This is a genomic window from Neptuniibacter sp. QD29_5, from assembly GCF_047778125.1.
Classification (GTDB): domain Bacteria; phylum Pseudomonadota; class Gammaproteobacteria; order Pseudomonadales; family Balneatricaceae; genus Neptuniibacter.
The window spans coordinates 2,278,729-2,303,796 of record NZ_CP180556.1 but is presented as its reverse complement, the minus strand read 5'-3'; the positions used below and the strand labels follow the sequence as shown (position 1 = coordinate 2,303,796).

Annotated in this window: 25 protein-coding genes; 11 read left to right on the top strand and 14 right to left on the bottom strand. The window is 42.9% G+C overall.

Annotated elements, in window-relative coordinates; translation table 11 throughout:
- Positions 1 to 7: 7 nt before the first annotated feature.
- From arfB to ACMXYR_RS10845, 3 genes are all read right to left on the bottom strand, one after another.
- Complete coding sequence (arfB, locus tag ACMXYR_RS10855) at positions 8 to 421, bottom strand: alternative ribosome rescue aminoacyl-tRNA hydrolase ArfB (RefSeq protein WP_415901578.1); 414 nt, start codon at positions 419 to 421, stop codon at positions 8 to 10.
- 400 nt (positions 422 to 821) lie between these two features.
- Entirely contained in the window at positions 822 to 1,043 is a 222-nt protein-coding gene (locus ACMXYR_RS10850) for a PA3496 family putative envelope integrity protein (protein WP_415901577.1), read from the bottom strand.
- 248 nt (positions 1,044 to 1,291) lie between these two features.
- Positions 1,292 to 1,879, bottom strand: a complete 588-nt coding sequence (locus tag ACMXYR_RS10845) for a HupE/UreJ family protein (RefSeq protein WP_415901576.1) — start codon at positions 1,877 to 1,879, stop codon at positions 1,292 to 1,294.
- Positions 1,880 to 2,249: 370 nt separating this feature from the next.
- Here ACMXYR_RS10845 and ACMXYR_RS10840 point away from each other — a divergent pair, with 370 nt between their 5' ends.
- The gene (locus tag ACMXYR_RS10840; protein ID WP_415901575.1) at positions 2,250 to 4,991 is read left to right on the top strand and encodes a GNAT family N-acetyltransferase; all 2,742 of its coding nucleotides are present in this window, start codon (positions 2,250 to 2,252) and stop codon (positions 4,989 to 4,991) included.
- Positions 4,992 to 5,053: 62 nt separating this feature from the next.
- Here the strand turns inward: ACMXYR_RS10840 and ACMXYR_RS10835 are convergent, their stop codons facing one another.
- Positions 5,054 to 6,334, bottom strand: a complete 1,281-nt coding sequence (locus tag ACMXYR_RS10835; protein WP_415901574.1) for an MgtC/SapB family protein — start codon at positions 6,332 to 6,334, stop codon at positions 5,054 to 5,056.
- A gap of 140 nt (positions 6,335 to 6,474) precedes the next feature.
- Here ACMXYR_RS10835 and ACMXYR_RS10830 point away from each other — a divergent pair, with 140 nt between their 5' ends.
- On the top strand, positions 6,475 to 6,774 hold the full coding sequence (locus tag ACMXYR_RS10830; protein WP_415901573.1) for a DUF1330 domain-containing protein: 300 nt from the start codon (positions 6,475 to 6,477) through the stop codon (positions 6,772 to 6,774).
- Positions 6,775 to 6,845: 71 nt separating this feature from the next.
- On the opposite strand, the gene ACMXYR_RS10825 is transcribed toward ACMXYR_RS10830, so the two are convergent.
- Positions 6,846 to 8,693 carry a methyl-accepting chemotaxis protein gene (locus tag ACMXYR_RS10825; RefSeq protein WP_415901572.1) on the bottom strand — a complete coding sequence of 616 codons (1,848 nt, stop codon included), beginning with the start codon at positions 8,691 to 8,693 and terminating at the stop codon, positions 6,846 to 6,848.
- A 608-nt stretch (positions 8,694 to 9,301) separates the two neighbouring features.
- Positions 9,302 to 9,586 carry an ArsR/SmtB family transcription factor gene (locus ACMXYR_RS10820; protein ID WP_415884646.1) on the bottom strand — a complete coding sequence of 95 codons (285 nt, stop codon included), beginning with the start codon at positions 9,584 to 9,586 and terminating at the stop codon, positions 9,302 to 9,304.
- A gap of 357 nt (positions 9,587 to 9,943) precedes the next feature.
- Between ACMXYR_RS10820 and ACMXYR_RS10815 the strand changes: the two genes are divergently transcribed.
- From ACMXYR_RS10815 to ACMXYR_RS10795, 5 genes are all read left to right on the top strand, one after another.
- Entirely contained in the window at positions 9,944 to 12,514 is a 2,571-nt protein-coding gene (locus ACMXYR_RS10815; RefSeq protein WP_415901571.1) for an efflux RND transporter permease subunit, read from the top strand.
- Positions 12,507 to 13,325 (top strand): outer membrane lipoprotein-sorting protein, encoded by an 819-nt coding sequence (locus tag ACMXYR_RS10810; RefSeq protein WP_415901570.1) that lies wholly within the window; start codon positions 12,507 to 12,509, stop codon positions 13,323 to 13,325. The genes ACMXYR_RS10815 and ACMXYR_RS10810 overlap by 8 nt, the downstream gene beginning before the upstream one ends.
- The gene (locus ACMXYR_RS10805; RefSeq protein WP_415901569.1) at positions 13,325 to 14,614 is read left to right on the top strand and encodes a hypothetical protein; all 1,290 of its coding nucleotides are present in this window, start codon (positions 13,325 to 13,327) and stop codon (positions 14,612 to 14,614) included. Before ACMXYR_RS10810 ends, ACMXYR_RS10805 begins: the two co-directional genes overlap by 1 nt.
- Positions 14,615 to 14,670: 56 nt before the next feature.
- Positions 14,671 to 15,018 carry a Fis family transcriptional regulator gene (locus ACMXYR_RS10800; protein ID WP_415901568.1) on the top strand — a complete coding sequence of 116 codons (348 nt, stop codon included), beginning with the start codon at positions 14,671 to 14,673 and terminating at the stop codon, positions 15,016 to 15,018.
- Between the two features lie 76 nt (positions 15,019 to 15,094).
- Positions 15,095 to 15,490, top strand: coding sequence for an NUDIX domain-containing protein (locus ACMXYR_RS10795; protein ID WP_415901567.1), 396 nt, complete (start codon positions 15,095 to 15,097; stop codon positions 15,488 to 15,490).
- Between the two features lie 11 nt (positions 15,491 to 15,501).
- On the opposite strand, the gene ACMXYR_RS10790 is transcribed toward ACMXYR_RS10795, so the two are convergent.
- Together ACMXYR_RS10790 and ACMXYR_RS10785 are read right to left on the bottom strand one after the other, a co-directional pair.
- The gene (locus ACMXYR_RS10790) at positions 15,502 to 16,518 is read right to left on the bottom strand and encodes an ABC transporter substrate-binding protein (RefSeq protein WP_415901566.1); all 1,017 of its coding nucleotides are present in this window, start codon (positions 16,516 to 16,518) and stop codon (positions 15,502 to 15,504) included.
- Positions 16,519 to 16,783: 265 nt separating this feature from the next.
- Positions 16,784 to 17,122 (bottom strand): zinc ribbon domain-containing protein YjdM, encoded by a 339-nt coding sequence (locus ACMXYR_RS10785; RefSeq protein WP_415901565.1) that lies wholly within the window; start codon positions 17,120 to 17,122, stop codon positions 16,784 to 16,786.
- Positions 17,123 to 17,823: 701 nt separating this feature from the next.
- Here ACMXYR_RS10785 and ACMXYR_RS10780 point away from each other — a divergent pair.
- A complete protein-coding gene (locus ACMXYR_RS10780; RefSeq protein WP_415901564.1) occupies positions 17,824 to 18,261 on the top strand; it encodes a hypothetical protein in 438 nt (145 codons plus the stop codon).
- Between the two features lie 50 nt (positions 18,262 to 18,311).
- Here the strand turns inward: ACMXYR_RS10780 and ACMXYR_RS10775 are convergent, their stop codons facing one another.
- The 5 genes from ACMXYR_RS10775 to ACMXYR_RS10755 form a co-directional block, all read right to left on the bottom strand.
- Positions 18,312 to 18,671: a hypothetical protein gene (locus ACMXYR_RS10775; protein WP_415901563.1), complete on the bottom strand. Its 360-nt coding sequence runs from the start codon at positions 18,669 to 18,671 to the stop codon at positions 18,312 to 18,314.
- A 34-nt stretch (positions 18,672 to 18,705) separates the two neighbouring features.
- Entirely contained in the window at positions 18,706 to 19,002 is a 297-nt protein-coding gene (locus tag ACMXYR_RS10770) for an antibiotic biosynthesis monooxygenase family protein (RefSeq protein ID WP_415901562.1), read from the bottom strand.
- Positions 19,003 to 19,045: 43 nt separating this feature from the next.
- Positions 19,046 to 19,345 carry a hypothetical protein gene (locus tag ACMXYR_RS10765; RefSeq protein WP_415901561.1) on the bottom strand — a complete coding sequence of 100 codons (300 nt, stop codon included), beginning with the start codon at positions 19,343 to 19,345 and terminating at the stop codon, positions 19,046 to 19,048.
- Positions 19,346 to 19,530: 185 nt separating this feature from the next.
- On the bottom strand, positions 19,531 to 20,811 hold the full coding sequence (locus ACMXYR_RS10760) for a GGDEF domain-containing protein (protein ID WP_415901560.1): 1,281 nt from the start codon (positions 20,809 to 20,811) through the stop codon (positions 19,531 to 19,533).
- Positions 20,812 to 20,988: 177 nt separating this feature from the next.
- A complete protein-coding gene (locus ACMXYR_RS10755; RefSeq protein ID WP_415901559.1) occupies positions 20,989 to 21,402 on the bottom strand; it encodes a DUF2892 domain-containing protein in 414 nt (137 codons plus the stop codon).
- A 213-nt stretch (positions 21,403 to 21,615) separates the two neighbouring features.
- Between ACMXYR_RS10755 and ACMXYR_RS10750 the strand changes: the two genes are divergently transcribed.
- Positions 21,616 to 22,548, top strand: coding sequence for a universal stress protein (locus ACMXYR_RS10750; RefSeq protein WP_415901558.1), 933 nt, complete (start codon positions 21,616 to 21,618; stop codon positions 22,546 to 22,548).
- A gap of 281 nt (positions 22,549 to 22,829) precedes the next feature.
- On the opposite strand, the gene ACMXYR_RS10745 is transcribed toward ACMXYR_RS10750, so the two are convergent.
- Positions 22,830 to 23,330 (bottom strand): MarR family winged helix-turn-helix transcriptional regulator, encoded by a 501-nt coding sequence (locus tag ACMXYR_RS10745; RefSeq protein ID WP_415901557.1) that lies wholly within the window; start codon positions 23,328 to 23,330, stop codon positions 22,830 to 22,832.
- 112 nt (positions 23,331 to 23,442) lie between these two features.
- On the opposite strand from ACMXYR_RS10745, the gene ACMXYR_RS10740 reads away from it, so the two are divergent.
- Both ACMXYR_RS10740 and ACMXYR_RS10735 read left to right on the top strand, forming a co-directional pair.
- Positions 23,443 to 24,351: an EamA family transporter gene (locus tag ACMXYR_RS10740; RefSeq protein WP_415901556.1), complete on the top strand. Its 909-nt coding sequence runs from the start codon at positions 23,443 to 23,445 to the stop codon at positions 24,349 to 24,351.
- A gap of 9 nt (positions 24,352 to 24,360) precedes the next feature.
- Positions 24,361 to 24,978, top strand: coding sequence for a nitroreductase family protein (locus ACMXYR_RS10735; protein ID WP_415901555.1), 618 nt, complete (start codon positions 24,361 to 24,363; stop codon positions 24,976 to 24,978).
- Positions 24,979 to 25,068 lie beyond the last annotated feature (90 nt).

The following is a 25,068-nucleotide window of genomic DNA, read 5'->3' as shown; positions in this document are numbered from 1 at the left end:
GTTGGCTTTAATAATCCACTTTTCCTCGATTCTTTTTGATCTGACCGCGCTGAGTTTTCTTATCAACGCGCTTGCGTTGTGAACTTCGTGTAGGTTTGGTTGCTCTTCTTGTTTTCTCTACAACCGTAGCGGCGTGGATAAGTTCCAGTAGCCTTTGTTTTGCATCCTCTTTATTACGCTCTTGGTCACGAGAGTTTTGTGCCTTGATTACAATCACACCTTCTTTTGTGATGCGTTGATCGCGATAGGCGAGTAGGCGCTCTTTGTAGAACTCAGGCAGGGAAGAGTTTTTGATATCAAAACGGAGATGGGTCGCACTGGAGACCTTATTAACGTTCTGACCGCCGCTACCTTGGGCGCGGATGGCATTGAACTCTAGCTCGTGCGGATAGATAAAAACGCGGTTGGATATCTGTAACATAAGCCTATTGTATCAATAGCTTTAAAGGGAATAAAAAAAATCTAAAAAGTTCTTACAGAGTTTGAATAACAGCTATATATGAACCATTCTTGATATACCATTCAACTTAACAGGGAGTGGGGATATGGATTCTCAATGCGACCACTGTAGACAGTTAATTGAATCATTAATTATCAGCGAACCCCATAAGTACCTTAACGTACTAAGAGCATCACCGAGTAGTAGCATCTATCGCTGTTCGCTGTGTAGCACTTTGTTTGAATTCACGGATCTTGATATTTACTTGTTAGATGTAGAACCGCTTAATTCGGAGATAACAGATCAAAAAGCATCCGCCTGTGCTTAACATGATACGCAGATAAAAGGGGCGGCCTAAAATAAGCTGCCCTTTTTATTTGAGTTAATCTTTCCAATCATCATCGTCAAATATTTCACGAAGATCCCTTTGAAGCTCCTTCTCCTCACGCATTGCCTCTAAACGACGGCGTTTAGCTGGATTTATGCTCTCTTTCTTATAAATGGTCGATAGCTCTTCAGACGCAGTTAACTCGTCTTCAAGTAAGGATTCATCAGACAGGGGCTGTTGATTAGATTCGCTATTTATGGGGCTTTGGTGACTCATATCTCTGCCTCAGGGATTAACAAATCGATCTTTATATAGCCTGAGTATGGTACAGATTTGAAAATTGGAAAGGATTTATCCTGAATATGTTAGCTAAAGCCTAAAAGGAGAAAAAAGTCGGGTAAAAAATACCCGACAAAGCACTTTGGGTGTGGTGAAGCAAAGAAAGGTTCTGGCAACAACTAGATGTTATTGCCAGCGAATAACGAGATACAAGGAGTGGATGCCGACCTCGTTAAAGGAGTTGTTCAAGCGACTAGAAACAAAGCGCCAAATAGTGCGATACCTGTTCCGGCCCAAGCATTTAGTTTTGGAATGGTACGGTTGATCTGATCAGCTAGCGTTTTGCCTGCCCAAAATAGCAGCGCGGTACTCAACATAAAGCCTAATGCAAAAGCTTCGACACCGGCAGATCCTAATTCGGCACCATGAGCTGAACCGTGGTAGATCGTGAACAGTGTAATCAGTGGTAAGGCTACAATACTTTTTAGATTAATCACTTTGGACACCATGAGTCCCAATACTAATACGGAAACCGCGATGCCTGTTTCGATTGCAGGTAACATCAGGCCGTTTAGCGCTAGGAAAAAGCCAACTAATAGCATGCTGAAAAGCGTAAAAGGCACTAAGCGATTATCTTTTAGGTGCTGTTGACCCGCCCAGAAACCTACTGCCAACAGTGCTAGAAGGTGGTCGATCCCAGTTAATGGATGTAATAAGCCAGAGATCAAACTGGATTCCATTAATAGATTACTGTGAGCAAAAGCTGATGGGGCAATCAATGAACCAGCGATTAGGGCTAGACTTGGTTTAAATCGGGTGGAAATTGTCCTCATTAGACTATCCTTTTTAATTGTTATGGATGAGGAGAGACTGTGGATACTTACTCTCGTTTCTTAGGTAATAGCAACTGAAGTGCCAAGTTTGAGAATAAAGGGTGATTGAGCAAAGAGCCCGTAACAAGCCCAATTGAGCGCGATCTAAGGGTCTGATGAAATGGATGCTGGTTTATCAAAAGCCCATCTAGATAGCAAATACGTATAAAGCTGGAAACTTAGTATCCAGTTAGCATTTACTAGAAAAATTGATCTCACTCATAAGTAGTGGAATTACTATTTGTTATAAGACCTTGGTATATAGTTTTTGTTTTGCTGCAGTGCAAAAAGGAGTACACTGCAATCTATCCGTTTACGAGGGATTATTGGCGTGTCTACAAAATATCTTAAACGCTTTTTTAAACCAGCATCCATCGCTGTATTTGGTGCATCTGCCCGCGAAAATAGTATGGGCGGGGTGGTTCTTCAAAACTTACAAGAAAGCGGCTTTAAGGGTTCGTTATACGCGGTAAACTCTCAAGGGTATGAGTCAGTTCATGGCGTTAAATGTTACAGCCAACTGAATCAACTACCTGAAATGCCCGAGTTAGCCATTATCTGTTCCCCCCCGGAAACTGTGGCAGATATCATTCGTGCACTTGGCGCGAGTATGGTGAAGGCTGCCATGATCTTAACCGGTGGTCTTTCCATTGAAGATGAAAATCATCAAACTTTGCGTGATCAAGTCAGACAAGCGGCTAAGCCTTATGGTATCCGAATATTAGGGCCGGATTGTATGGGGATGTTGGTTCCCGGCCACAATATGAATGCCAGCTATTCCCATGTGAATATCCTAAAAGGTAAGGTCGCTTATGTGGGGCAGTCCGGTATTTTAGGCACGGCTATGATTGATTGGGCTACCGGTCAAGAGATCGGCTTTTCTCATTTTCTTACCTTGGGCGGTGGCGCTGATGTCGATCTGCCTTCGGTGATTGATTATCTCGCACAAGATCCTTATACCCATGCAATTCTATTACAGCTAAATCGAGTAGACGGCTCTGCGAGGGATTTTCTTTCGGCGGTTCGTTCTGCATCGCGAAACAAGCTCGTGCTGGTACTTAAAAACGATACCTTCAGTGGCGAAAAATCGGGTACAGAGCTCGCTCCAGGTATCTACGATGATGATCAGGTGTATGATGCTGCGCTGCGTCGGGCTGGTGTGGTGCGTGTTGAAACCTCCGATGAGTTATTTAACGCTTTAGAAACCCTAACGCATATGAAACGTATGCGTGGTGAGCGATTGGCCATTGTATCTAATGGCACGGGGCCTAACGCCTTAGCGACAGAGCACCTTTTGAATAAAAAAGGCCAGTTGGCACATTTAACCGAAGAAACGGTTGAGGCATTAGCGGAAATCCTGCCTCCTCATTGGGATAGATCTAACCCTGTAGATTTGAATGCAGACGCCGATCCAGCGCGTTTTGCTGAAGCGGTACGCCTACTTACCAAAGATAAAAATGTCGATGCAGTACTAATGGTACATGCACCGACACGCTTAGCTCCTGGTGTTGAAACGGCAGAGCAGGTGATTCAAGTTGCCAAGAAAACTCCGCGTAATGTCTTAACCTGCTTTATGGGTCGAGCAACAGCGATAGAAGCGCGTAACCGTTGTAACGCAGCAGGCCTTTCGACTTTCTTAACTCCTGAAGAGTCTATTGATGCCTTTATGTATATGGTGGAATTTCGCCGTAACCAAGAAGTGATGCGGCAAACACCACCGCCTTATATAGAGCAAAATACACCAAATCACATTAAGGCCAGAGATCTAATTCAAAATGCGTTGGCGGAAAACCGGGATTATCTGCAACATAAAGAAGCCTGTGCGTTATTAGATCTCTACGATATCCCAGTTTCGAATACGTACTACAGCGATAATATTAATGATGTCGTGAAACTGGCGAGGAACATTGAAAACTCTGTCAGAGTTAAAGCGCTACACACAGATAACGTTTACCCGTTTAGTTACGATGAGCAGGGTAGTCTACGTTGGAAAGATATTGCCCAAGACCTCTATTCAGCCTCAGAGATAGAACATGCGACTACTCAACTCTCTTATCGAGTAGGTGAGAGCTATGGCCCAGAGCAACAGATGGGTTTCTGTATTCAGCAGATGAAGCGTGGTTTCCAATCTCTGCAGATCAATGTAGGTATCACACGAGATCCTACCTTTGGTCCAGTGATTGTATTTGGTGCGGGTGGGCATACGGTTGATGTACTCTCTGATCGTCATGTGATGTTGCCTCCGTTGAATATGGCATTGGCACATCAGTTAATTCGCCAGTCACGCATTTGCAAAATTCTCGAAGAAAACAGCTATCGTCCTGAGCAAGATATGAAGCAGTTGTGCAAATTGCTGCTGAATCTTTCTGAGATGGTGGTCGATCTACCGAACCTTAAATGCCTAGAGATCAATCCGCTATTGGTTAATAAAGCAGGTCTGTTGGCGACAGATGTTTCGGTATCGATTACTGCTGATGAAGCTGATCTATCGATCTCTCCTTATCCTGAACATCTCACTGAAGAGATTACTCTTAAACGCTCTGGCCGCAAGGCGATTATGCGTGCGATTCGTGGTGAAGATGAACCGAATCATCTCGAGTTCTATAATAAACTCAGCCCGCAATCGATCCGCCTAAGGTACTTCTACAGTCGTGGTGTACCAACCCATCAGGAACTGGCGAACTGGACTCAGATTGATTACGACCGAGAAATGGCATTTATTATTTCCGTTCCACGTGAAGGTTCTAAAGAGATGGAAACTTTAGGTGTCGTAAGAGCGGTGACCGATGCCGATAACGTTCGAGCTGAATTTAGCGTCGTGATTCGCGATGATCTACAAGGCGAAGGTCTGGGCGTCGCCTTAATGAGCAAGATTGTTGATTACTGCCGTAGCCGAGGAACGTTGCAGATTATTGGATCGACACTGCCGAACAACAAAGGTATGCAAAACTTGGCTAAGAAGCTGGGTTTTGAGAACAGCTTTAATGTCGAAGAAGACGTAGTCGATATGAAAATGATGCTAAATACGCCAAAAGAAGATTGGCAGCGAATGCGCCTTCAGTTGCCTCATTAATGAGATGTTAGGGCGTACTAAGTAAGAAGACCACGAAACTGTGATGGGGTTCAGAAAAGCATTTATGCTAGATGCGTAACATAGATAGTCAGAGCTCCTAGTAAGACAGAGACAAGCATTGCCGGTACTGTTCGTATTGATAAGGATTTGTCACCGGCAAATACAACGATCATCATCTTCACTAAGCTATTCACTGTAGCCGCAATAAATATACCTGCTAAAGCCGTGCTTATCTCTATTGATTCAGGTGTCTGACGGCCAAGCGTCAGCGTGATTGGATCTACATCAGTTAAACCAGCGATTGCTGATAAAAGTAGTGTACCTGTATCTCCAAACCATTCTGTTAACGCTTTAGAAAGCACCATTACCATCATCAAGAAAAACCCAAAGATGACTGCTGAACTAAGCGCTAGAGGATTTCGTTGAGTTTCGACGCTGTTAGTTTCCCCGTCACTGTACTTAAACCAAATCCACAGCGCAGGTAGATAGAAGCCAGCCATCATGATGATCATAGAGGGCCATAGTTGATATGTTAGTGGTGCATTGATAACCAGCAATACCATCAGAATTCTTGGAAACATTGTCCCACAGCTAAATAGAATTCCGCTTGCTAATAGAGGGCATAGGGCGCGTTGTTCCCGTGAGAGGTTTGAGAACTGGATTGTTAATGCTGTTGAAGAACTTAAACCTGCAAAAACGGACGTGAACATAATGCCGCGTCGAGCTCCTCCAATACGGATTGCAAAATAGCCCAGAAAAGAAATGCTGGCAATCAGTACAACGAGCCACCAAATCTCATACGGATTAATGGCATTCCATGGGCCGTAATCTTTATCTGGTAGGATCGGCAGCAAAACAATTGAGATTAATAACAGTCTCAAGCCTGCATCTAGTTCATACTCTTCAAGCTTTTGAAGTGCTGAATGAAGCTCGGGCTTACCATCAAGGATCAACGCTACGATAACAGCTGCGGCTGAGGCAATAACTGGCTCACCAGACACTGCAAGCGCTCCAAGAGTATAGGTAATCAATAGGCCAACAATGCCTGTGATACTAACGGTGTTGCTTTCCTTATGACGGATACTAAAGGCTACAGCGAGAATAATGATCAGTGGAATCAGGCCGAAGCCTAATAGCCAATTTGAATAGTCTTTGGCAAGTGCCGCACACAATCCACCATACAGTCCTGTCAAAGCAAAGGTACGAATACCTGCAATACGACTTCCCTCAGAACGATGGCGTTGTGACCAACCTCGTTCAATGCCTATGATCATGCCTAAAGCCAAGGCGATAAGAAGTGACCAGAATAGATTGATTGGTGTAGAGAAAAACGAAACATCCATGTTTTAATACTGAGACAATTTTCGCCTTATCGCCAGTTATCAGGGGGTTGTTTTAATGAGCTAAGACCCTATCGTAGGAAGATAGTTGGGGACAGAATAAAATAATCACTGAATCCATTTAGCCTTATGGAGTTTTCTTGATGTCTAAAGCTTATAACATTGTGAATATTGTCAAAATTTACGATAAGAAGAAGTTCTATGAGTATGTGGTAGGTCACGTCCCAACATTGGAAAAATTTGGCGGTAAGTTTCTAGTTAAAGGGGACTTTGGCGAGGTGTTAGAAGGTAGCTGGGATAGCAATCTGATTGTTATTCAGGAATTCCCATCAGTGGAGTTATTTAAAGCTTGGTATGACTCTGATGAATATCAGCCTTGGCGAGAATTAAGACAGTCGTGCGCTGAGGTGAATGTAATCTTGACTCAAGGTTGTTCCGACTAAGCACTTTTCTTTGTTGTTTTAGAAAGCACTAGATCCGGCCAGTTGGGAGCTGACCGGACCAAGTTATACCATCACACAATAAATTTAGAAACGTCCTCGCGCATCTGATGTGCTTGAGTTTCAAGACATTCGCAGTTTCTACAGCTCTCACAAGAGTCAGACAGTAGTTGTTCAGCAGATGAGGATATACGTTGTGTTGCATCCTCTACGCCTTTTACTGTGTACATCTGTTCCTCGGTTGCACCTGCAATTTGAATCACCATCTCGCGTATCTTATCCATGGCCTCTTTATTGGATTGCATGGTGGCGTTTGCTGCGCCAATGGAGTTGTTCATCGTTTCGCTGAGCTTCAAGCTACTTTGCATAGCTACTTCAGATTCTGTGACATGTTGTTGTAGGGTTTCGATCATTGATTCGATCTCTACCGTGCTGCTTTGGGTGCGCTGAGCGAGGGTTCTAACTTCGTCGGCAACCACAGCAAAGCCTCTGCCTTTATCACCTGCTCGAGCGGCCTCAATAGCAGCGTTTAAGGCGAGTAAGTTAGTTTGTTCTGTAATATCTCTGATCACACCAATCACATTGTCTATCTTAGTACTGGACTGGCTGAGGGAGTGCATTAGATCGCTACTGCGGCTGATATTATTGGTGAGCTTTTCCATCTGCTGGTGGGTTTCAGCCATGATTTGACTACCTTCATTCATCTGCTGATCAGCACTGCTAACACTGTCTTGTACTTGGGTACTGCTCGATGCAATTAGTTCAACTGCAGTAACGAGTTCCTGCACTGCTTGATTCACTGCGATTGTATTGTTGCGCTGTTCCTCTATGGCAGTTTGGGAGCGTTTACTCAGTTCCACCGAATGATGTGCACTGCTTTCTACTGTTTCACCTTTTTCCTTTATCTCGCGTACAAGTCCTGCGGTAGTATCAATAAAGTCATTGACCGAATGGGCGAGTTCGGTTACTTCATCTTCACCCGGTAGGTCTAAATGTTGAGTTAGATCACCGCCGCCATGGCTGATATTAGACATCTTGGAGTTAGCGGTTTGTAAGCGATTAAGCACGCGGAAAGTTTGCCACAAAAGTAAACCGGCGATAACGATAGTAAGTGCTGTTGCCATACCGACACCTTGCATTCGGGAGGTAGACAAAGCACTCGAGATAGCGCCTTCTAGATCGGTGTATATACCACCAAAGATAGACTCTACTTCATGGATACTGCTACGTAGCTCACCTCTTAGCCCAGAGCTTTGGTCTAAGCCGCGTTGTTGCAACGCTTCGGCTAATGCATGGGCGGTATCCTCAAAGGTTTTTACACTATCAGCAGCAGGCAAGTTTACTTGTTGCATATAGTTGTGGGTATTTTTGAGGCTTTCTCGAAGCAGAGTTTTAGAATTGAGGTCATAGCTGTTTTGGAAGTCGTTTTCTAACAAGATTAGGTGCAATATCTTAGAGATTGCCAGGCTATCCCCAGTGTTAGCTACTTTTTGATGGAGTGTTCTTTCAGCCTGATTAAAGGCTCCACGTAAGCCGCTGTCTTTATCAAGGCCAATTTTCTTATCTAGTTCTACCAGTGCGATCAGTTTTTGTTGGTAAATATCCAGTTGATGTTGTGCTGTGCCTAAGTCTTTTTGAACTTCTGGGGCATAGGTTAATTGCGATGCAAGTGAGTCGATATTGTCCCGCATAAGGGCGATACGTTTTTCAAACTTATCCACGTATTTGAGTTGTTTGCGTAAGAGAAAGTCTTTCTCATGTCGACGTAGCATCAACATATCGTTGGTGAGCCCCTTGGCGACAGCGTATTGCTGACCCAAACCAGAAATTCGGCTACTGGTTTGCCAAAGCATCCAAGTCATAGCAGCCATGGCCACAATGACCAGTAGGGAAACAAGAATAAAAGCGCGGCGGATGGACATAACTACCTCCTTGTCGTCAGCTTACTTCCATGTCACAAAACTGTAATGAAATTGAATATAGTCAGAGAATTGGGAAGTTGCCAAAAAATTGTAGGAGTATTTTTGTAGAGGGCTAGCTTCTTCATCTTATCTAGACATGCGTAGGTTTTTTTAAGAAGGCAGGATCATAATGATCTGGGGTAGACCAGTGTTTACCACTGATTTGGAAGTGTTTGGCTAATTTATCAATCCCGAGATTTTCGAGGGTAAAACCAAGTTTTGTCCATAGCAGGGACAGGTGGTGTTCTGTTTTATGGTCCCGTTTACCGCAATCATCTAACAGACGCATATAGACTGCGGTCTCACGTGCTGCCGTAATAACATTTCTAAGGGCTACGATTGATTCTTGCTTTCGCGCTTCGTTGGCACGGTAGAGATTAGCAAGCCACTAAGTCGCGTGGTTAAAAAATCAGAAAGGGCTTTTTCCAGTAGTAATTCCATAAATGCTAAAGCATTTTCAATCCGTTGGCTGGAAAGTTTAGGTTGACTTGGAGTGTGGCAAAAGCAAGAAAATACTGTTGGGAGTAGAGTAGTGGTGGAATAAAAAAGGCCGCTAAGCGGCCTTTATTTTATAGAGAAGCACAGAACATCTCATGCAGGGTGTGAATGATCCGTTTCGCAGTGTCCCCCTGTAGGGAATAATAGATGGTTTGTGATTCCCGACGGGTTTTCACTAGTCCATCTTTCCTTAGTACTGCCAGGTGCTGGGATAAAGCAGACTGGCTTAAATCTAGGCAATTATTCAGTTCAGTAACTGAAAGTTCCTTTCCATCCAGATAGCATAGGATGAGTAGTCGACTTTCATTGCCTAGCGCTTTCATTAATTTTGCAGCCTTGCCGGCATTGGTTCTCATAAGTTCCAATGTTTCCGGATCTAAGGTCGCGTTGTTGGTCTCGTTCAAGTTAACACTCCGAAGCGCTGTATTGTTTTTATCTATGGGCTCACAACGGATCAGTCTACGAACTCTTCGGTTCATTTGTTTGACTTAATCCAGACTTCATCCCCAATTTGCAGCTTCTGTCGATTTTTTATATCAACTTATAGTTATAGATAGTGCATTTTTTATAACAGGGTCAATGATACCTCAGATCCACTTATATTCGCAATTTGACTATTATTTCTTTTATATATTAGAATTATCTAATATTCTTTGATTTTGGTTGAATTGAGAGGAAAAATGAGGAGAAAATCTAGCTGGTTGGTCTTACCAATGCAGAGGTCTAAGTTTGTTTTTGGGTTGATCTTAGCGCTTGTTTTTACAGCGCTTTTACCAATTTCAAATATTAAAATTGATACAGACCCAGAGAATATGCTGCCTCACGACCAGGTTGATCGTATGTTCCATGATCAAGTGAAGCTGCGTTTTGGCTTACATGACATGATTGTGGTTGGGATCGTGAACTCCCTACAGGAAAAAGGGGTTTATAACCCTGAAACACTTTTGATGCTGTATGAAATCTCAACATTAGTTGATTCTATGAAAGGAGTGATTCGCCAAGATTTAATGGCATTAAACACGGTTGATAACATCAGCCAGTCATTTGAGCAGGATGGAGCTATCTTGTTTGAATGGATGATGAAAACCGCCCCTTCAACTCAACTTGAAGCAAACAAAATTCAAGCCGCTGTTGAGCGTCTACCTCTGTTAAAAAATACGTTGGTTTCAGCAGATGCTAAAGCTGCGGCTATCTATATTCCGATCATAAATAAGTCAGAAAGCTACCGTTTAGCGAATGAAATTCAAACGGTTATTGATGGTTTAAAACTGAAGTATCCAGAATCAGGTAACGAATTCCATATTGCAGGTTTGCCCGTTGCAGAAGATACCTTTGGTGTTGAGATGTTTATCCAGATGGCTATTTCTGCACCCTTAGCCGGTTTAATGATTTTTGTGTTGATGTGGTTTTCCTTCCGTTCCTTACTGCTAATTACTGCACCTATGTTGGTAGCCATGGCAACAGTTATTGTGACTATGGGCGCATTGATAGGGCAGGGTTATACCGTACATATCATGAGTTCGATGATCCCTATCTTTTTGATGCCTATAGCAGTTGTCGATTCGGTTCACTTGCTCTCGGAATTTTCGGATCGATACAAGCCAGGTGATGATCCAAAACAGGCTTTAGGGGAGGTGTTAGGTCATCTGTTTACACCGATGTTATACACATCGATTACATCCGCAGTAGGTTTTGCTTCGTTGGCGTTAACTCCGATCCCTCCTGTGCAGATTTTTGGTTTGCATGTGGCGTTTGGCATCATGTTGGCCTTTGTTCTGACGGTTGTGCTTGTACCTTCGTTTATCGTGAGTATTTCGCCAGAGCGATTGCAGGCGCTTAAAGATCATTCGATTACAGAGGTTTCTTCTCAGAAACTAAGTTGTCTACTTGGGACGGTGGGGCGCTTCTCAATTAATCGCTCTAAAGGGATCATTACCGCTTTTTTTATTATTTCAATCATCTCTGTGTATGGTGTTAGCTCCATTCAAATCAACGATAACCCTGTACGTTGGTTTAAAGATGATCACCGATTGCGAGTAGCGGATCAGGTGATGAATGCACATTTTGCAGGAACCTATAATGCCTACATTGTCCTAGATAAAGCTCCTGAGAAACTAGGTGAATCTTTTTGGATGGAGCTGCTTAAGCATCCATTACCTACTTCAGTATCGCAGAAAGTTTCTCAGTTTCGTGAAGAGACTGAGGGTTTCTCGCGTAGTGAACGCTTACGGATACTGGCGCTCAAATTTGATGATCTTTCTTTTGAGGATCCTGAGAATGAGACAGTATGGTTGAGCTTGCTGGATGAGGTGGAGTCTACACAGCAAGAGGCAAAGTATTTTCTCTCACCTGAAGGTTTAGCGTATCTAGATCAGCTACAGAGTTACCTAGATCAATCTGAACTTGTGGGTAAAACTAGCTCTCTAGGCACCTTACTTAAAACGGTTAATCGTGAATTACGAGGCGGGGCTGATGATCAGTTTATATTGCCTTCAGATGCTTCTGCTGCCGCTCAAACGGTTCTGAGTTTTCAATCTTCTCATCGCCCTGATGACCTTTGGCATATGGTTACACCTGAGTACGATGCCACTTTACTGTGGCTGCAGCTCAGAAGCGGTGATAACCAAGATATGAGTCAAGTAATTGAGCTGGTTGATCGATTTGTGTCTGAAAAACCTCTACCGCAAGGTGTTCAAATGAATTGGGCGGGGCTGACCTACATTAACGTCGTTTGGCAAGAACAGATGGTAAATGGCATGTTGAACAGTTTGATCAGCGCGTTCTTGATGGTGTTACTGATAATGGTGATTCTGTTCCGTTCAATCAAGATTGGTTTACTCGCCATGCTGCCCCTTACGGTCACCATCTTGTTTATCTATGGCCTAATCGGTTTTGTCGACAAGGACTATGACATGCCCATCGCCGTTCTTTCAACGTTAACCTTAGGCTTGTCAGTCGATTTCGCTATCCATTTCTTGGAGCGCTGCCGTGCTATTTATCGACGTACGGGCAACTGGCCAAAAACAGTTAATGAAGTTTATCAAGGGCCTGCTAGAGCGATTAGTCGCAATGCAATAGTGGTTGCAGTCGGTTTTACCCCCTTACTTTTTGCACCGTTAGTGCCTTACATCACAGTTGGATTTTTCTTGGCGTTAATCATGAGTATCTCTGCGATTGTCACAGTGATTTTACTGCCTGCCGTGATCCACTTGATTAGAAACAAAGCCTCACTTTTTGGTGAACCAAAGAGCAGCGCATTCACAGAGGAAAAGCAAAATGTATAAACCTAACTTTTTAAAAACAACGCTCTTTGGGGCTTTGGTAAGTGTGTTGGCGACTAATGTGACCAACACGCTGGCCGCGGATTTAACGGATGCAAACGAGATTGTTGCAAAGGCAAATTTGACTGCCTATTACGCCGGGGATGATGGTCGATCTGAAGCTAGGATGTTAATAAAAGATAGCCAAGGGCGCGTACAAAAACGTCAGTTTACGATTTTAAGAAGAGATCGAGAAGATGGCGGTCAGCAGGATTTTCTGGTTGTCTTTAGCCGTCCATCAGATGTGAGAAATACAGCGTTTTTAGTTGCTAAAACGCCCGGTAAGGATGATGACCGTTGGTTATATCTTCCCGGTTTAGATCTGGTTAAACGTATTTCAGCTGGTGATAAACGAACTAGCTTTGTTGGCTCACATTTCTTTTATGAGGATGTATCTGGACGTGGTATCGAAGAAGATACCCATCAATTGATCGAAACAGGTGAAAGCTTCTATCAAATTAAAAGCACGCCTATAAAAGCTGCAGAGGTTGAGTTTAGTAGTTATTCCACATGGATTAATAAACAAAACTATCTGCCGCAAAAAATTGAATATCTCGACGATAACGGCCAACTCTATCGCCGCATTGAGGTCATCAAAAGCGACGTGATTCAAGGCAATATCACCGTAATCCAATCTAAGGCGATGGATCTGCGTAGTGGCGCTGAAACGACGATGGAGTTCCGTTATCAGGCCTATGATTTGGGTATGGAACAAGCGGTATTTTCAGAACGTTCATTACGTAAGCCGCCTCGCCAGTGGTTTCGGAGGCAGTGATGTTTCGAGCAAGCTTATTTTTATCAGGCCTGATAGCCGTTAGTTTTGTAGTTCAAGCTGATGACTGGGAGCAGAACGATTGGGACGAAGAGGCGAGAGAAGCCCTTCAGTGGCACGGATTTATCGAAATGGGGGCAGGTGGGCGATTCAGTAATGATCCTGTTTTAGACGAAGATAAAACCCTTGCCGAACTTCGAGGACGGGTAGAAACAGAATACTTCTCGAACGATAACCGTTATAGCTTCAAAGCCGATTTCTTCACTGACGGGGTGGAAGGATCGACTCAATTGAATTTAAGAGAAGCACTGATAGATCTGCAACTTAGTGATTCGTTGGATCTGCGTTTGGGGAATCAGGTATTAACTTGGGGAACGGGGGATTTGTTGTTCCTGAATGATCTATTTGCAAAGGATTGGCAGTCATTCTTTTCTGGGCGCGATGATGAATACTTAAAAGCACCATCGACCAGTATCAAACTTGCGTACTATGGCAATAAATCGAATCTTGATCTGGTGTGGACGCCTGTTTTTACTAATGATCAATTTATTAAAGGTGAACGGTTTTCCTATTTCTCACCTTTGGTAGGTGAGCAAGTAGCATCACCGCAAAATACGTTGGTTCCGGGTTATCCCAAAGAAAGCGTTTCAAATGGTGAATTCGCGGCGCGTTTCTATGGAAATACGCAATGGGGAGCGAGTAATACTGAATGGGCTTTATATGCCTATAGAGGTTTTTGGAAACAACCCAATGCACTTAATACCCAAGGCCAAGTCTATTTCTCGCCATTAAAAGCTGTTGGGGTAAGCTTGAGAGCCAATATTGGGAAGGGCATAGGGCACAGTGAAATTGCTTGGTATAAGGGTGAAGACGACCAAGGATCAAATCCGCTGCTACCCAATAACCAAGTGCGCTTTCTAGCCGGATATGAGCAGGAGCTATTACCGAATTTTACAGTAGGGTTGCGGTATTATCTTGAACACACACAAGATTATGCCGCGCTGATCGCTAATGATGGCAACTCACCTTATCGACCAGATAAGAACCGCGAACTATGGACGCTGCGCCTAAATTATCGGGCTTTACAGGATAACCTAACACTCAGTTGGTTTAGTTTTTATTCACCGACAGACGATGACTACTACCATCGACCCTCGGCAAAATATCGTTTCAGTGATGAGTTAAAATTGATCGTCGGCGCGAATCTTTTTGGCGGCCAAGAAGTACATACCTTCTTCGGTCAGTTTGAAAATGGATCTAATCTTTATGCAAGGATCAGGTGGGGTTATTAATGCCAAATCAGTTATGATCATTTTTCCTAGAAGCTATGGTTATTTCGAAAAGCGAAATGAAAAAATCAGATAAAAAACTAGAAAAAACACTCCGTGAAACGCTGACCGACGTTTGTGATATTGCGCTAGAGTCAGTACCTGGCTTCTGTTGGATCACTCATAGAGTGGACTTTTCTCGTTACCCTGAATCCCTAAAGGTTGTTGCTGTTTTTGATGATGAATCACTTCTAACGCTTGCTAGAAATGCCCATGAGGATCAGTTTTTAAAAAGTTTAATCACTGAGAAACTGGCTCAAGCGGGTGTAAAGCTCAATAAACCCACCCAACAGATTATTTTTGATTCAGAAGAAGCCTGTGAAGAAGTTTGTGGCGGAGATTGGAACTTAAGGTTAAATCGTTATTAACCCTTCTTTCTCATTATTGCTAAACCAAAGCCGGCATTTTCACGTATGACCCCCGATTACTTGGTTGGAGCTTGCTATGTCTAGTCCAGACGAATGTGTCTGTTTTGTCGTTGTATCTGATCAAACGGTTCTGTTTGAGCGCCGAAATGATAATGTTCTAGATAATTCATACAGAATAAATATACCTGGTGGTCATATCGAGCAAGGTGAATCCCAAGAGCAAGCTTTATTCAGAGAGATAAAGGAAGAATTGGGTATTATACCCTTATCTTATAGGTTCTTAGGTTCTCAGGATTTTGAGCTAACAGCGAATCAGTTGCTGCATTACTATTTGATCACTAAATGGGAAGGCGAAGTACAAGCGCTGGAGGGGCAAAATTTGCAATGGTTAAAGCCTTGTAAGGTAGTTGGAATAAATTCAGTGGATCAAAAAATTCTCGAGATTGCGGGTCTTTGGAAAGTGAGTATCTAACTTTAAGTTCTTCAAGGAAGGTAAATTGCTTTATCTTGAAGGTGGGGAGGTAATTGGATATTCCATTTTTTTAATTGCGAGCGACTGAAAACAAACTGACCTTGATAGTTTAAAGCGGGTTCTGATCTTTTATCATATTTTTTCTGTAGTACTCTTAACGCAATGGCTGCAGCAGCTTTACCCTGAGAATAACCGTCTAACACGAGTCCACCAATCGCCATACCTTGACCGACTGAGAACTCCCAAAATGCGAAAACGGGAAGTGCGGAGTTTTTTGAAGTCCAGCTAATTATGTTTTTAGAGGGAACATGCACCCCTTTAACATTAGTAATTGTGTGATATAGACCAAGAATAATGGCATCGAATTTTTGACCTGGAGCTTGCAGAATAGCTTTCTGCCATTGATTTTGTTCAGGGATAAATTTTACATGTACTGTTGCTGATCCAATTTTAAGTTTGCTTTTGCCCTGAAAGACCTCTTTTGCAATCGTTTTTGAGGTGGTGCTGGTATCGAAGAGAATTAAAACCTTTTCCATCGGCTTTTCTGTCATTTCTTGTAAGTACATAACAGAGCGTTTCATCAGAGGGCGTTCTAGAACCCCAGATATGTGTTTCGGCAGGAAGGCATATTCAAAATAGTTACGGGGATTATTGTTAATACCCAAATAGACAACTGGCGTCTGTTTTTTAGCGAACTTAGGCCCTAAAAATTTCAATGCATTGTCATCACCTAGAATGACTAAGTCTGGCTCACTCTGTAGATATCTTGTCCATGCTATTTCAGCCTGTTTCGGGTGAAGATTTGAAGGTAGCCGCTTGGTATCCATTTCAAAGAATTTTATGACGGCGTAATCTTCAAGTGTATCTTGGATGGCGCGTCGATAGTCCGCATCCCACTTAAAAGATGCGTGATAGCTCTCAATCACTAGTATCTGCTTTTTCCCACCAGCCAAAGTTTGTGAGGGATAAAGTGAAAACAGAAGGAGCATCGTAGAGAGCAGGTAAGACAGCTTAACTATTATTGCCAAAGCAATATCTTCCTTAATCGTTGCTAGTCAGTATACGAAGTGAAGTATAGGAGGGATTATGATGCAGTGCTTGAATGTAAGGGTAATAGCAGGAAGGTAACATCAAACTTTTGGTATTAACTTCGGTAAAAAATACCGGTTAGAAGATGCTTAGATAAGATTGAGAAATCAATGTTTCTCTTAGTTATGGTTTCTCTTGGAGGAAGTGTGGGGCTATGTACTTAATACTGGTAGGCAATGCCTACCAGTATTAACACAGAATGGCTTAAGCACGTTTCACAAATTTAGCTGTCACCATCATATCGCCAGCACCATCCACTTTGCAGTCAAGCTCGTGATCTTTACCTTCAACGATACGCTTGATTACTGCTTTTGTTCCGATCTTTAAGACTATGGAGCTGCCCTTAACCTTAAGGTCTTTGATTAAAGTCACCTTATCGCCATCAGCTAACTGTGTGCCATTGGAGTCTTTAACAACAAAGACTTCCTCTTCAGCATCAACTTCAGAAGGGTTCCATTCATGAGCGCATTCAGGGCAGATCAATAGTTCTTGATCTTGGTAAACAAATTCAGAATTACACTCTGGGCAAGGTGGTAAAGGCATACTTTCTACTTCTTTAAATTAGTTGAGCGTGAATGGTAATAGTTATAAGAAAACTAAGCGAGCGATTTGCACCGCTTAAATTGTGAGAGTGAGTAGTAAATTGAGATGGGTCGGGTTTTTAGCAGGCTTGTTTTACAGAGAGATTGTGACAATAAGTAGCAAAGCCATTAAGACGTGCTTTAACTTTCAAACTAAAATACCAGCCTAAAAGCCTGCCTGTTCTCCACGGAGAAGCCCACTATTTGGGCTTTAATGAATATTTAAAAGTGATTTGGGTTGTAGCATATGGTAACGCTTTTAAAAGTCAGCTTCCTCAGAAGCTATGATCTGCCTAGAAAACTAGGGGCTTGCCAGACCTTCGATCATTCTTATAGCGGCGACCTTCACTTAAGTACCGATGTTACTCTTGTTGGCTATATTCATTAATTCAACATGCTCAGGAAACGGATCCTATTCATAACGCACATCGTACGTAGCCTTACGTTATCCCTTATACTTCTTCTATAAAGGGCAATTGCTTTCCTTTAAACGGCAGGGTTTCTCCTTAGAAATCAAAGTAGAGAAGAGTTATTACTAAGTTGGCACAGACTGAATCGCTGATCCTAGGGCGTGTAATGCTTTAAACTTAATATATTTAATAATTGGCATGTTAGTTGCTTTGATGTTTTTTGCATACATTTTAATTGGGCAAGGAAATCATCATGCAAGTTAACCAAACTTCTCACGCAGCTCAGGTTTATCAAACCCAAAATAAAGGATCAGTTAACACGTCTCATGGCACAGGTAATAGTATTGAAACTGCGAATGGTGATGTGCATCTGAGCAAAGAAGCGCGTAATGCAGAAAGTGCTTTGAACAGCATTGCGAATAAATATGATGTCACTAATATTTCTACACGCGAACGCGGAGCCATGGTGAATGACCTACAAGAAAAGGGTCTTATTTCTAATTTGGATGCTATGAGAATGGCTGCACCTTTTAGCATAAATGAGAATTTAGATACTAAAAGAGATTGGCTGAAAATAAGTAAAGACGCTTTAGAATTTGCAGAACAACATGGTCAATCTCCAAAAGAGATTGAATCGATGAAAAGAAACATATCTATGTTAGAGCAGCTTTTAGAACTGAGAGATAAATAGCGATTATTTATCTGCAGTGACAAAGGAGAGCTAGGCTCTCCTTTAGCGGGTTAATCCCCGCCACCACCGGAATCACCACCACAACTTCCTCCATCAGATCCTGACGAAGAAAAATCAAGGTCAATGCCCCAGCCGTTATCATCGTCATTATTACGTGAGGATCGATTACGATTAAACGTTGCTAAGATAATTCCTACAGCGAGGCAAAGCCAGACTTCTGGGGTAAAACCATTGTGATGGCCGTATGTTACTGAGGCCGCAATAATAATGACACCAAGGCTGCGCAAGCAGAAAAATAGCTTGCCGGCGATAAGTCCACCGATGAAAAACAAGGTGCAGCCTAAGATGATACCGTCGGTATACAGTGCGTATAAACCTACCGCGGCTAGCAGATATCCAATCATGCTCATATCGATAATCTCCTTATTATCTGTTGTGGGGGGGCTAACGGGTATAGTCTTCTATTTCTTCGTATGCATCTGCTGATAGGCGTTTACCTAGCGTTCTCATTTTCTGCATCTGCTCTGGGTTTTCGTTTCCCCAAAAATCCTTCCAGGATTCTAGGGAGCCCCATTTGGCGATAGTGATCACTTCGTCTTTATTTTCAAAAGACTTGAGCATAAAGCTGCCAAGGGCACCTTCAACCGTTTCATGGATATGATTGGTTGTATTGGTCCAGATCGTTTTAAATTCTTCAAAGTTCTCTGGTGGAACCTGCCACCGATAAACAACTCTTACCATTTCAATCTCCGATCTGTTTTTGTCCTGACTACGACTTTAAGGATTAAAAAGTACCTTCGTGGCCTTCTAACTCGGGTTCATCGTAAATATACAGCTCGTAGTGTTCGTCTAGTTTAGAAATGACTTTCTGTACCAAAAGGCCGTTAATGCTATCGGACTTAATTTGAAAACGCATACTGCTAAAAGTATCTAGAGCGACCTTTTCTTTACCCTCAAAGATCCAAATCCAAGCATCACCTTGCACACCAGACTCTATCTTTGAGAATGTTTGTTGTACAAGCTGAAGTAACTCGGGATAGATATCGTAGTAACTAATATCGGATGCTATTTCGCCATAGATCATAATTACCTCTTTCTATAGCAATAGATTTGAAGCGATTGATTCATAGAATTTAATAGCCGTTGCACTGAAGATTAAAGTAACAAATGCAGCGTGAAAGAGTACTTCCATGTAAAAATCCTTTTCAATGTAATCCTTTATTAAAGTCGGTGACCCAAATTATTTATCAGCATACATGCGAATCGCCTTTAAGCATAATCCCTACGATGTCCGCGCTTTGGAGTCTTAGGCTTCGGTTTGTAATGGACGGCGGTGGAGCAGTTTCTGCCATTACGTTTTGATTCGTATAGGGCTTCGTCTGACTTCTTCATAACTGCCATTGGGTCTGGGATTTCAGGTGTTTTTTCACAGAAGCCTATGCTGATGGTCACGCTGACAATTTCCGTTTCAGGTGCATTTTTGCGCATCTTTTGGCCCTGTTCGTTATCGTCCGGGCGGTCTTGATTACGGATATGCATAGGGTAATTGGCGATAGTTTCGCGCAATTGTTCTATGTAAGGCAGGGCTTCAGCTTCGCTTTTACCTGGGAATACTAGAGTGAATTCTTCACCACCATAGCGGTAGGCTTTACCGCCACCACTGACTTGATTCAGTTTGGCTGCAACCATTTTTAATACTTGGTCGCCAACATCATGGCCGTATGTGTCGTTAAACTTTTTAAAGTGGTCGATATCACACATAGCCAAGGTGTACTTTTTACCTAGCGTAGAGAACTTATCAAGCAATGCTCGACGGGCAGGAATACAGGTAAGTTCATCAATAAATGCCATTTGATAAGAGTTTTGCACAACCGAAATAGCCAGTGCGATCATACTTGCCGAAATAAATAACGCAGAGATCATCGGCTGATGGAACCAACTCAGCATGATTAGGGCCGAAAATAAACTCGCCAGCAAAGCGGCATCTGTATAGGTCTTCCTAAAGACAAACGAGAGCATAATTGGCACGAGTCCAAGGCCAAATGCCAGAGCAGCTGCTTGGCTTAGGTAATACTCGTGCAACAGCATTTCTAACATCATCATTGGCAGATTCGCTAGGTAGAGCCCTAAGGAACCATTGGACCAAATTAGATATAAAACCCCGTAACTAATCAGGATGACAGACAGCCGAATGATACCAACAGGGGTAAATAAGCCTCGCTCTTTGTACAGCGCAATACAGCCTAGATGGAAAGGGAGCAGTATTGATATGCAGCTGAACAGAACAAAAGCATCTGGCTGGTTTAAGCTTGTTTGGAGTCCATTCTGGATCAACCAGTAAGCACCACAGAGGTTTACCGCGGCAAAGAGGATTCGACTACGGTTAAATCCATAACCGAGAAGTGCAACAATGATCGCCAGAGGATAGGGAGTCAGAGTGAGAATCTGTTGGTATTCCTCACTCAATTGAGCGGTAACAGGTAATAACAGGCCTGCCGCACACAGCAGAATAAAAGAGGGCAGTATTAAACCGGCAGATCGCAATAGCATGTATATCTATAAAATTCTGAAGCTAAATAAGATTCGTTATTGTATCTGGATCACAAATAAAAATATTGTTTTTAGACAACAAAATGAAGGAAGTTAAACAAGCCGGATATATTCCGACTTGTTTTTGTAGCGTAGTACAAGTAAAGGGGAAGTTAGGCCGAACAGAACTGGATGAAATTAGCTCGCTTGGGTGCTTTTGAAACCTAAAAGCTTTGCAATCATCATTGCAGGGCACCAGCCGGTTAGCGCAGATTGGGTTAGGCTTGCACCTACGATAGTAGTAACGATTAATAACGCTTGAGGTGCTTGTAAAAACAATACAGGTCCCACTGTGAGCACCACAACACATCCTGCAATAATGTGCAGGCCTTGGTTGATAGTCATACCTTCACAATTACAGCTTTCTGCTTTTAACCCCAACTTTTGAAAAATATACACGGCAGGGCACCAGCCGGTAAAAGCCGATTGGAATAGGTTAAGGCCAACAAAACCGGCGAGATAGTACCAGTTGGCATTCACGTAATGACCTAAAACTAAGCTAGTTAAAATAACACTGCCAGCCATAAAACGAAGTGCGGCGTTAAGAGACATGCGGATTCCTTAAATATGAGAGTCGTTGGATAGATATTTTATATTAAGTATATCTAATATAAAGATCCGGCTTAGTCCAAGTTTTTATAATTAAATGTACTGAAAGCAAACTTTGTTATAAGGAGTCGAAAAACGAACTGGAAAACCAGTAATTTAGGATCCAGACTGGAGGTATAGAGAGAGGAATATCAATCACTTGTTGGTGAGGAAGAGATGGATAGGATTCTGGTTAATATCGATTTTAAGCACGATAACTCCAGTCTATTAGAGAAAGCAGTAAACCTTGCGGAACAACATTCTGCTTTTCTAGAGCTGTTTAGTTGCTGTTACAACCGCTCGATCAAACATGGTTACATGTTTGATTCCAAACAAGAATTAAAAGCCGAACATGCCTACGTTAAACAAACCGAAGCCAAGCTTGAGGAGCTCTGTTTAAATATAGAAGCTTTAGGTATAAAAACGGGTTTTGATGCCAGTTGGAATCGTCATACTGGTGAAGGAATTGTTCGTAAGGTTCTGCGTTTCCAACCAGATTTAGTCCTTCACTCAATTCAGCCGCATACTCGGCTGGGCCATTATCTATTTGCCCCTGTCGATTGGCAGCTTGCTCGTAAATGCCCGGTCCCTGTTCTGTTTGTGAAACAGCGACCATGGGGTGACCATACCCGTGTTGTCACTTGTATCGACCCTTTACATAAAGGAGATGAGAAAGGTGCTTTAGATAGGGAGTTGATCGAGCGAACCCGTGAAATCATGGATGATGGCCACAACGAACTAAGGGTATTACACTGTTATAACACCTTACCCCAAGAAGTGATTTTTGATGAGCATGTAGTTACAGACTACGAGGCGCTGAAGGAGCGAGTGGAGCGAAGTCACCTTAGCTCCTGTGATGAACTGCTCGAAGAATATGGCTTGAGTATCGAATCTGATCTGGTCGCTATCATCAAAGGCGAAGCAGATCTGACCATTAGCAACTATGCCAAACATAATAAAATCGATGTGGTTGTAATGGGCGGTGTAGCTCGTACTATTTTGGATCGGCTTTTAGTCGGTAGCACAACGGAACATGTCGTCGATCATGTTGATTGTGATGTGATGATTGTTAAACATCCGGATTTTGTTTGCCCTGTACCAGAATCATGAGGGTATTTATCGGTGTTATTCTGCCTTCAGCATTTCAGGCTTTAGTGATTTTTATCATCGCTCCGTTAAAGCAAAGCAACGAACCAAGGCAATCGCTCTTGGGCAGGTTTAGCTGCGTTTTTGGTAGGTATGTTCGCTATCCCTATTACCTTGTCAATGAACGGGCTCTACGTGTGGAAGAACCCGCAACATCATTTATTTCAGGTGATGAGTAAGAGCTTTACTTTAGCGGTGATCGCGCCGTTTTTCTGTATTTTTATCCTGTTTTTATAGATTTTAGTTTATTGCTCTAGTACATCTAGTAAGCGTTTTAAGCTTTTGTCCATCTGAATTTTCTCCTCTTCAGAGAAGGCGCTCATTAACCTATCAAGGTTATCGACGTGTGCGCTTACTGCTTTGTTAATCAGTTCTAAACCCTCATCGGTTAATTTAACCAACATGCTGCGCGCATCTTCGGGATTATTGCAGCGGCTGATTAACCTTCTTTTTTCCAATCCTTTCAGACGATGAGTCATCGTGCCAGAGGTCACCATTAGGGTAGAAAATAGCGCGGTCGGTGCTAAGCAATAGGGGGCACCGGATCGACAAAGTGTCGCTAGAACATCGAATTCCCAATAGTTAAGTCCATATTCTAAAAAGGTTTTTTCTAGCCTTTGCTGCACTAATGCCGAGCTTCGCTTGATACGCCCCGTTACGGACATCAGCTCAGAATTTAGCTCTGGTCTTTCTGATTTCCACTGCGAAATTATCTTATCTACGGCATCCGCTGATTTATCTGTCATCTGTTACACCTGAAATTTATCTTGATATCAAGATAGTTTACTGTCATTGTTTAATTGTATCTTGAATTCAAGATAAATTCTTCATCAACATAAATTATCTAGGGTGACGAGGATGATTGGTAATTTACCTAACAGCGTGAGTATTGTTGTAACGGCACTAGCACCCATTATTTGGGGCTCGACTTACATCGTTACTACCGAACTATTGCCTGCTGATCGTCCCTATACCGCTGCATTGATTCGTGTACTTCCTGCGGGACTCTTGCTGTTATTGATGAGTTTTTATCTGCCTAAGCGCAAAGAGTGGGGAAGGTTGATCATTCTCTCCGCGCTAAATATTGGACTGTTCCAAGGGTTATTGTTTGTAGCGGCATATCGCTTACCCGGCGGGATCGCGGCTGTTGTCGGCGCTATTCAGCCATTATTGCTGATGTTGTTGATCTGGCTGGTGGATAGCAAAGCGCCACGTGTACTTACAGTGATTGCAGCCACCTTTGGTGTTATCGGCATGGCTGCGCTGCTTCTGTCGCCGAATGCCGAGTGGGATCTATGGGGAATTATTGCGGCATTCCTTGGTGCGTGTTTTATGGGTGCTGGAACCTACTTCGCGAAACGCTGGCATAACTCCCTTCCCGTATTAGCTTTTACCGGCTGGCAGTTATTGCTGGGTGGATTGATGTTGCTACCCGCTGCCTATTTTCTAGATCCTGCACTGCCTGAGTTGGGCAGCACAGAGATACTAAGTTATGCCTACCTTTCCATATTCGGAGCGTTAATTGCTTATCTACTGTGGTTTAAAGGTATTGCGACACTGTCACCGGTGGCAGTGTCATCTTTAGGACTGCTGAGCCCTGTAACTGCAGTGGTGCTGGGCTGGTGGTTGTTAGATCAAAGCTTACAGGGCTTTGCATTACTTGGGCTGATTACTGTGTTGATCAGCATTTTAGTCGTGCAAATCTCTTCATCCCCTAAATCTATTTCACGTTCTAAACAGCCTGTTGTTGCTGAAGCTAAAGAGTAAGGAGTTGTTATGAAAGATATGATTACCCAACTGATTGAAACCCGCGCCTCAGTAGGGCGTTATGATGCAAACAAAAAGCTATCAGATGCTCAGCTTAAAGAGCTGTTGCGATTAGCGACGCTATCACCTTCGGTTTATAACATGCAGAACTGGAAGTTTATTGTTGTGTCTAGCGAAGAAGCGAAGCAGAAACTGCATCCAATCGCATTTAACCAACCACAAATTCTAGATGCATCTGCCACGGTGATTATCTGCGGCACGCTTAAAGGCTATCAGCAATTACCGAAACAGCTCAGCCCAGTGGTAGAAGCTAATATTATGTCTCAAGAGATTGCAGACGGTTGGGTCGAAATGGCGACCAATTCTCATGAGGGTAATTACAGTTTACAGCGAGATGAGGCACTACGTTCGGGGTCATTAGCCGGTATGACTATGATGTTGGCGGCTCATGGCATGGGTATCGCATCGGGCGCTATGACGGGTTTCGATCCAGGTCAGTTACACGCTGAGTTTGAGCTTGAAGAGACTGATATCCCGGTAATGCTGGTAACGCTTGGCTACCCTGCAAAACAGAGCTGGCCGCAGAAACCACGTCAGCCAATGGAAGATGTCACTATGTTTGTTTAGTGTTGCACCTAAGTGGTGCGGTTGTTAGTAAGTGGTGCCGTGCAATGCTGTATTTTTGTGCGCCGCGGTAATTCTTTGTAATTTATAGAT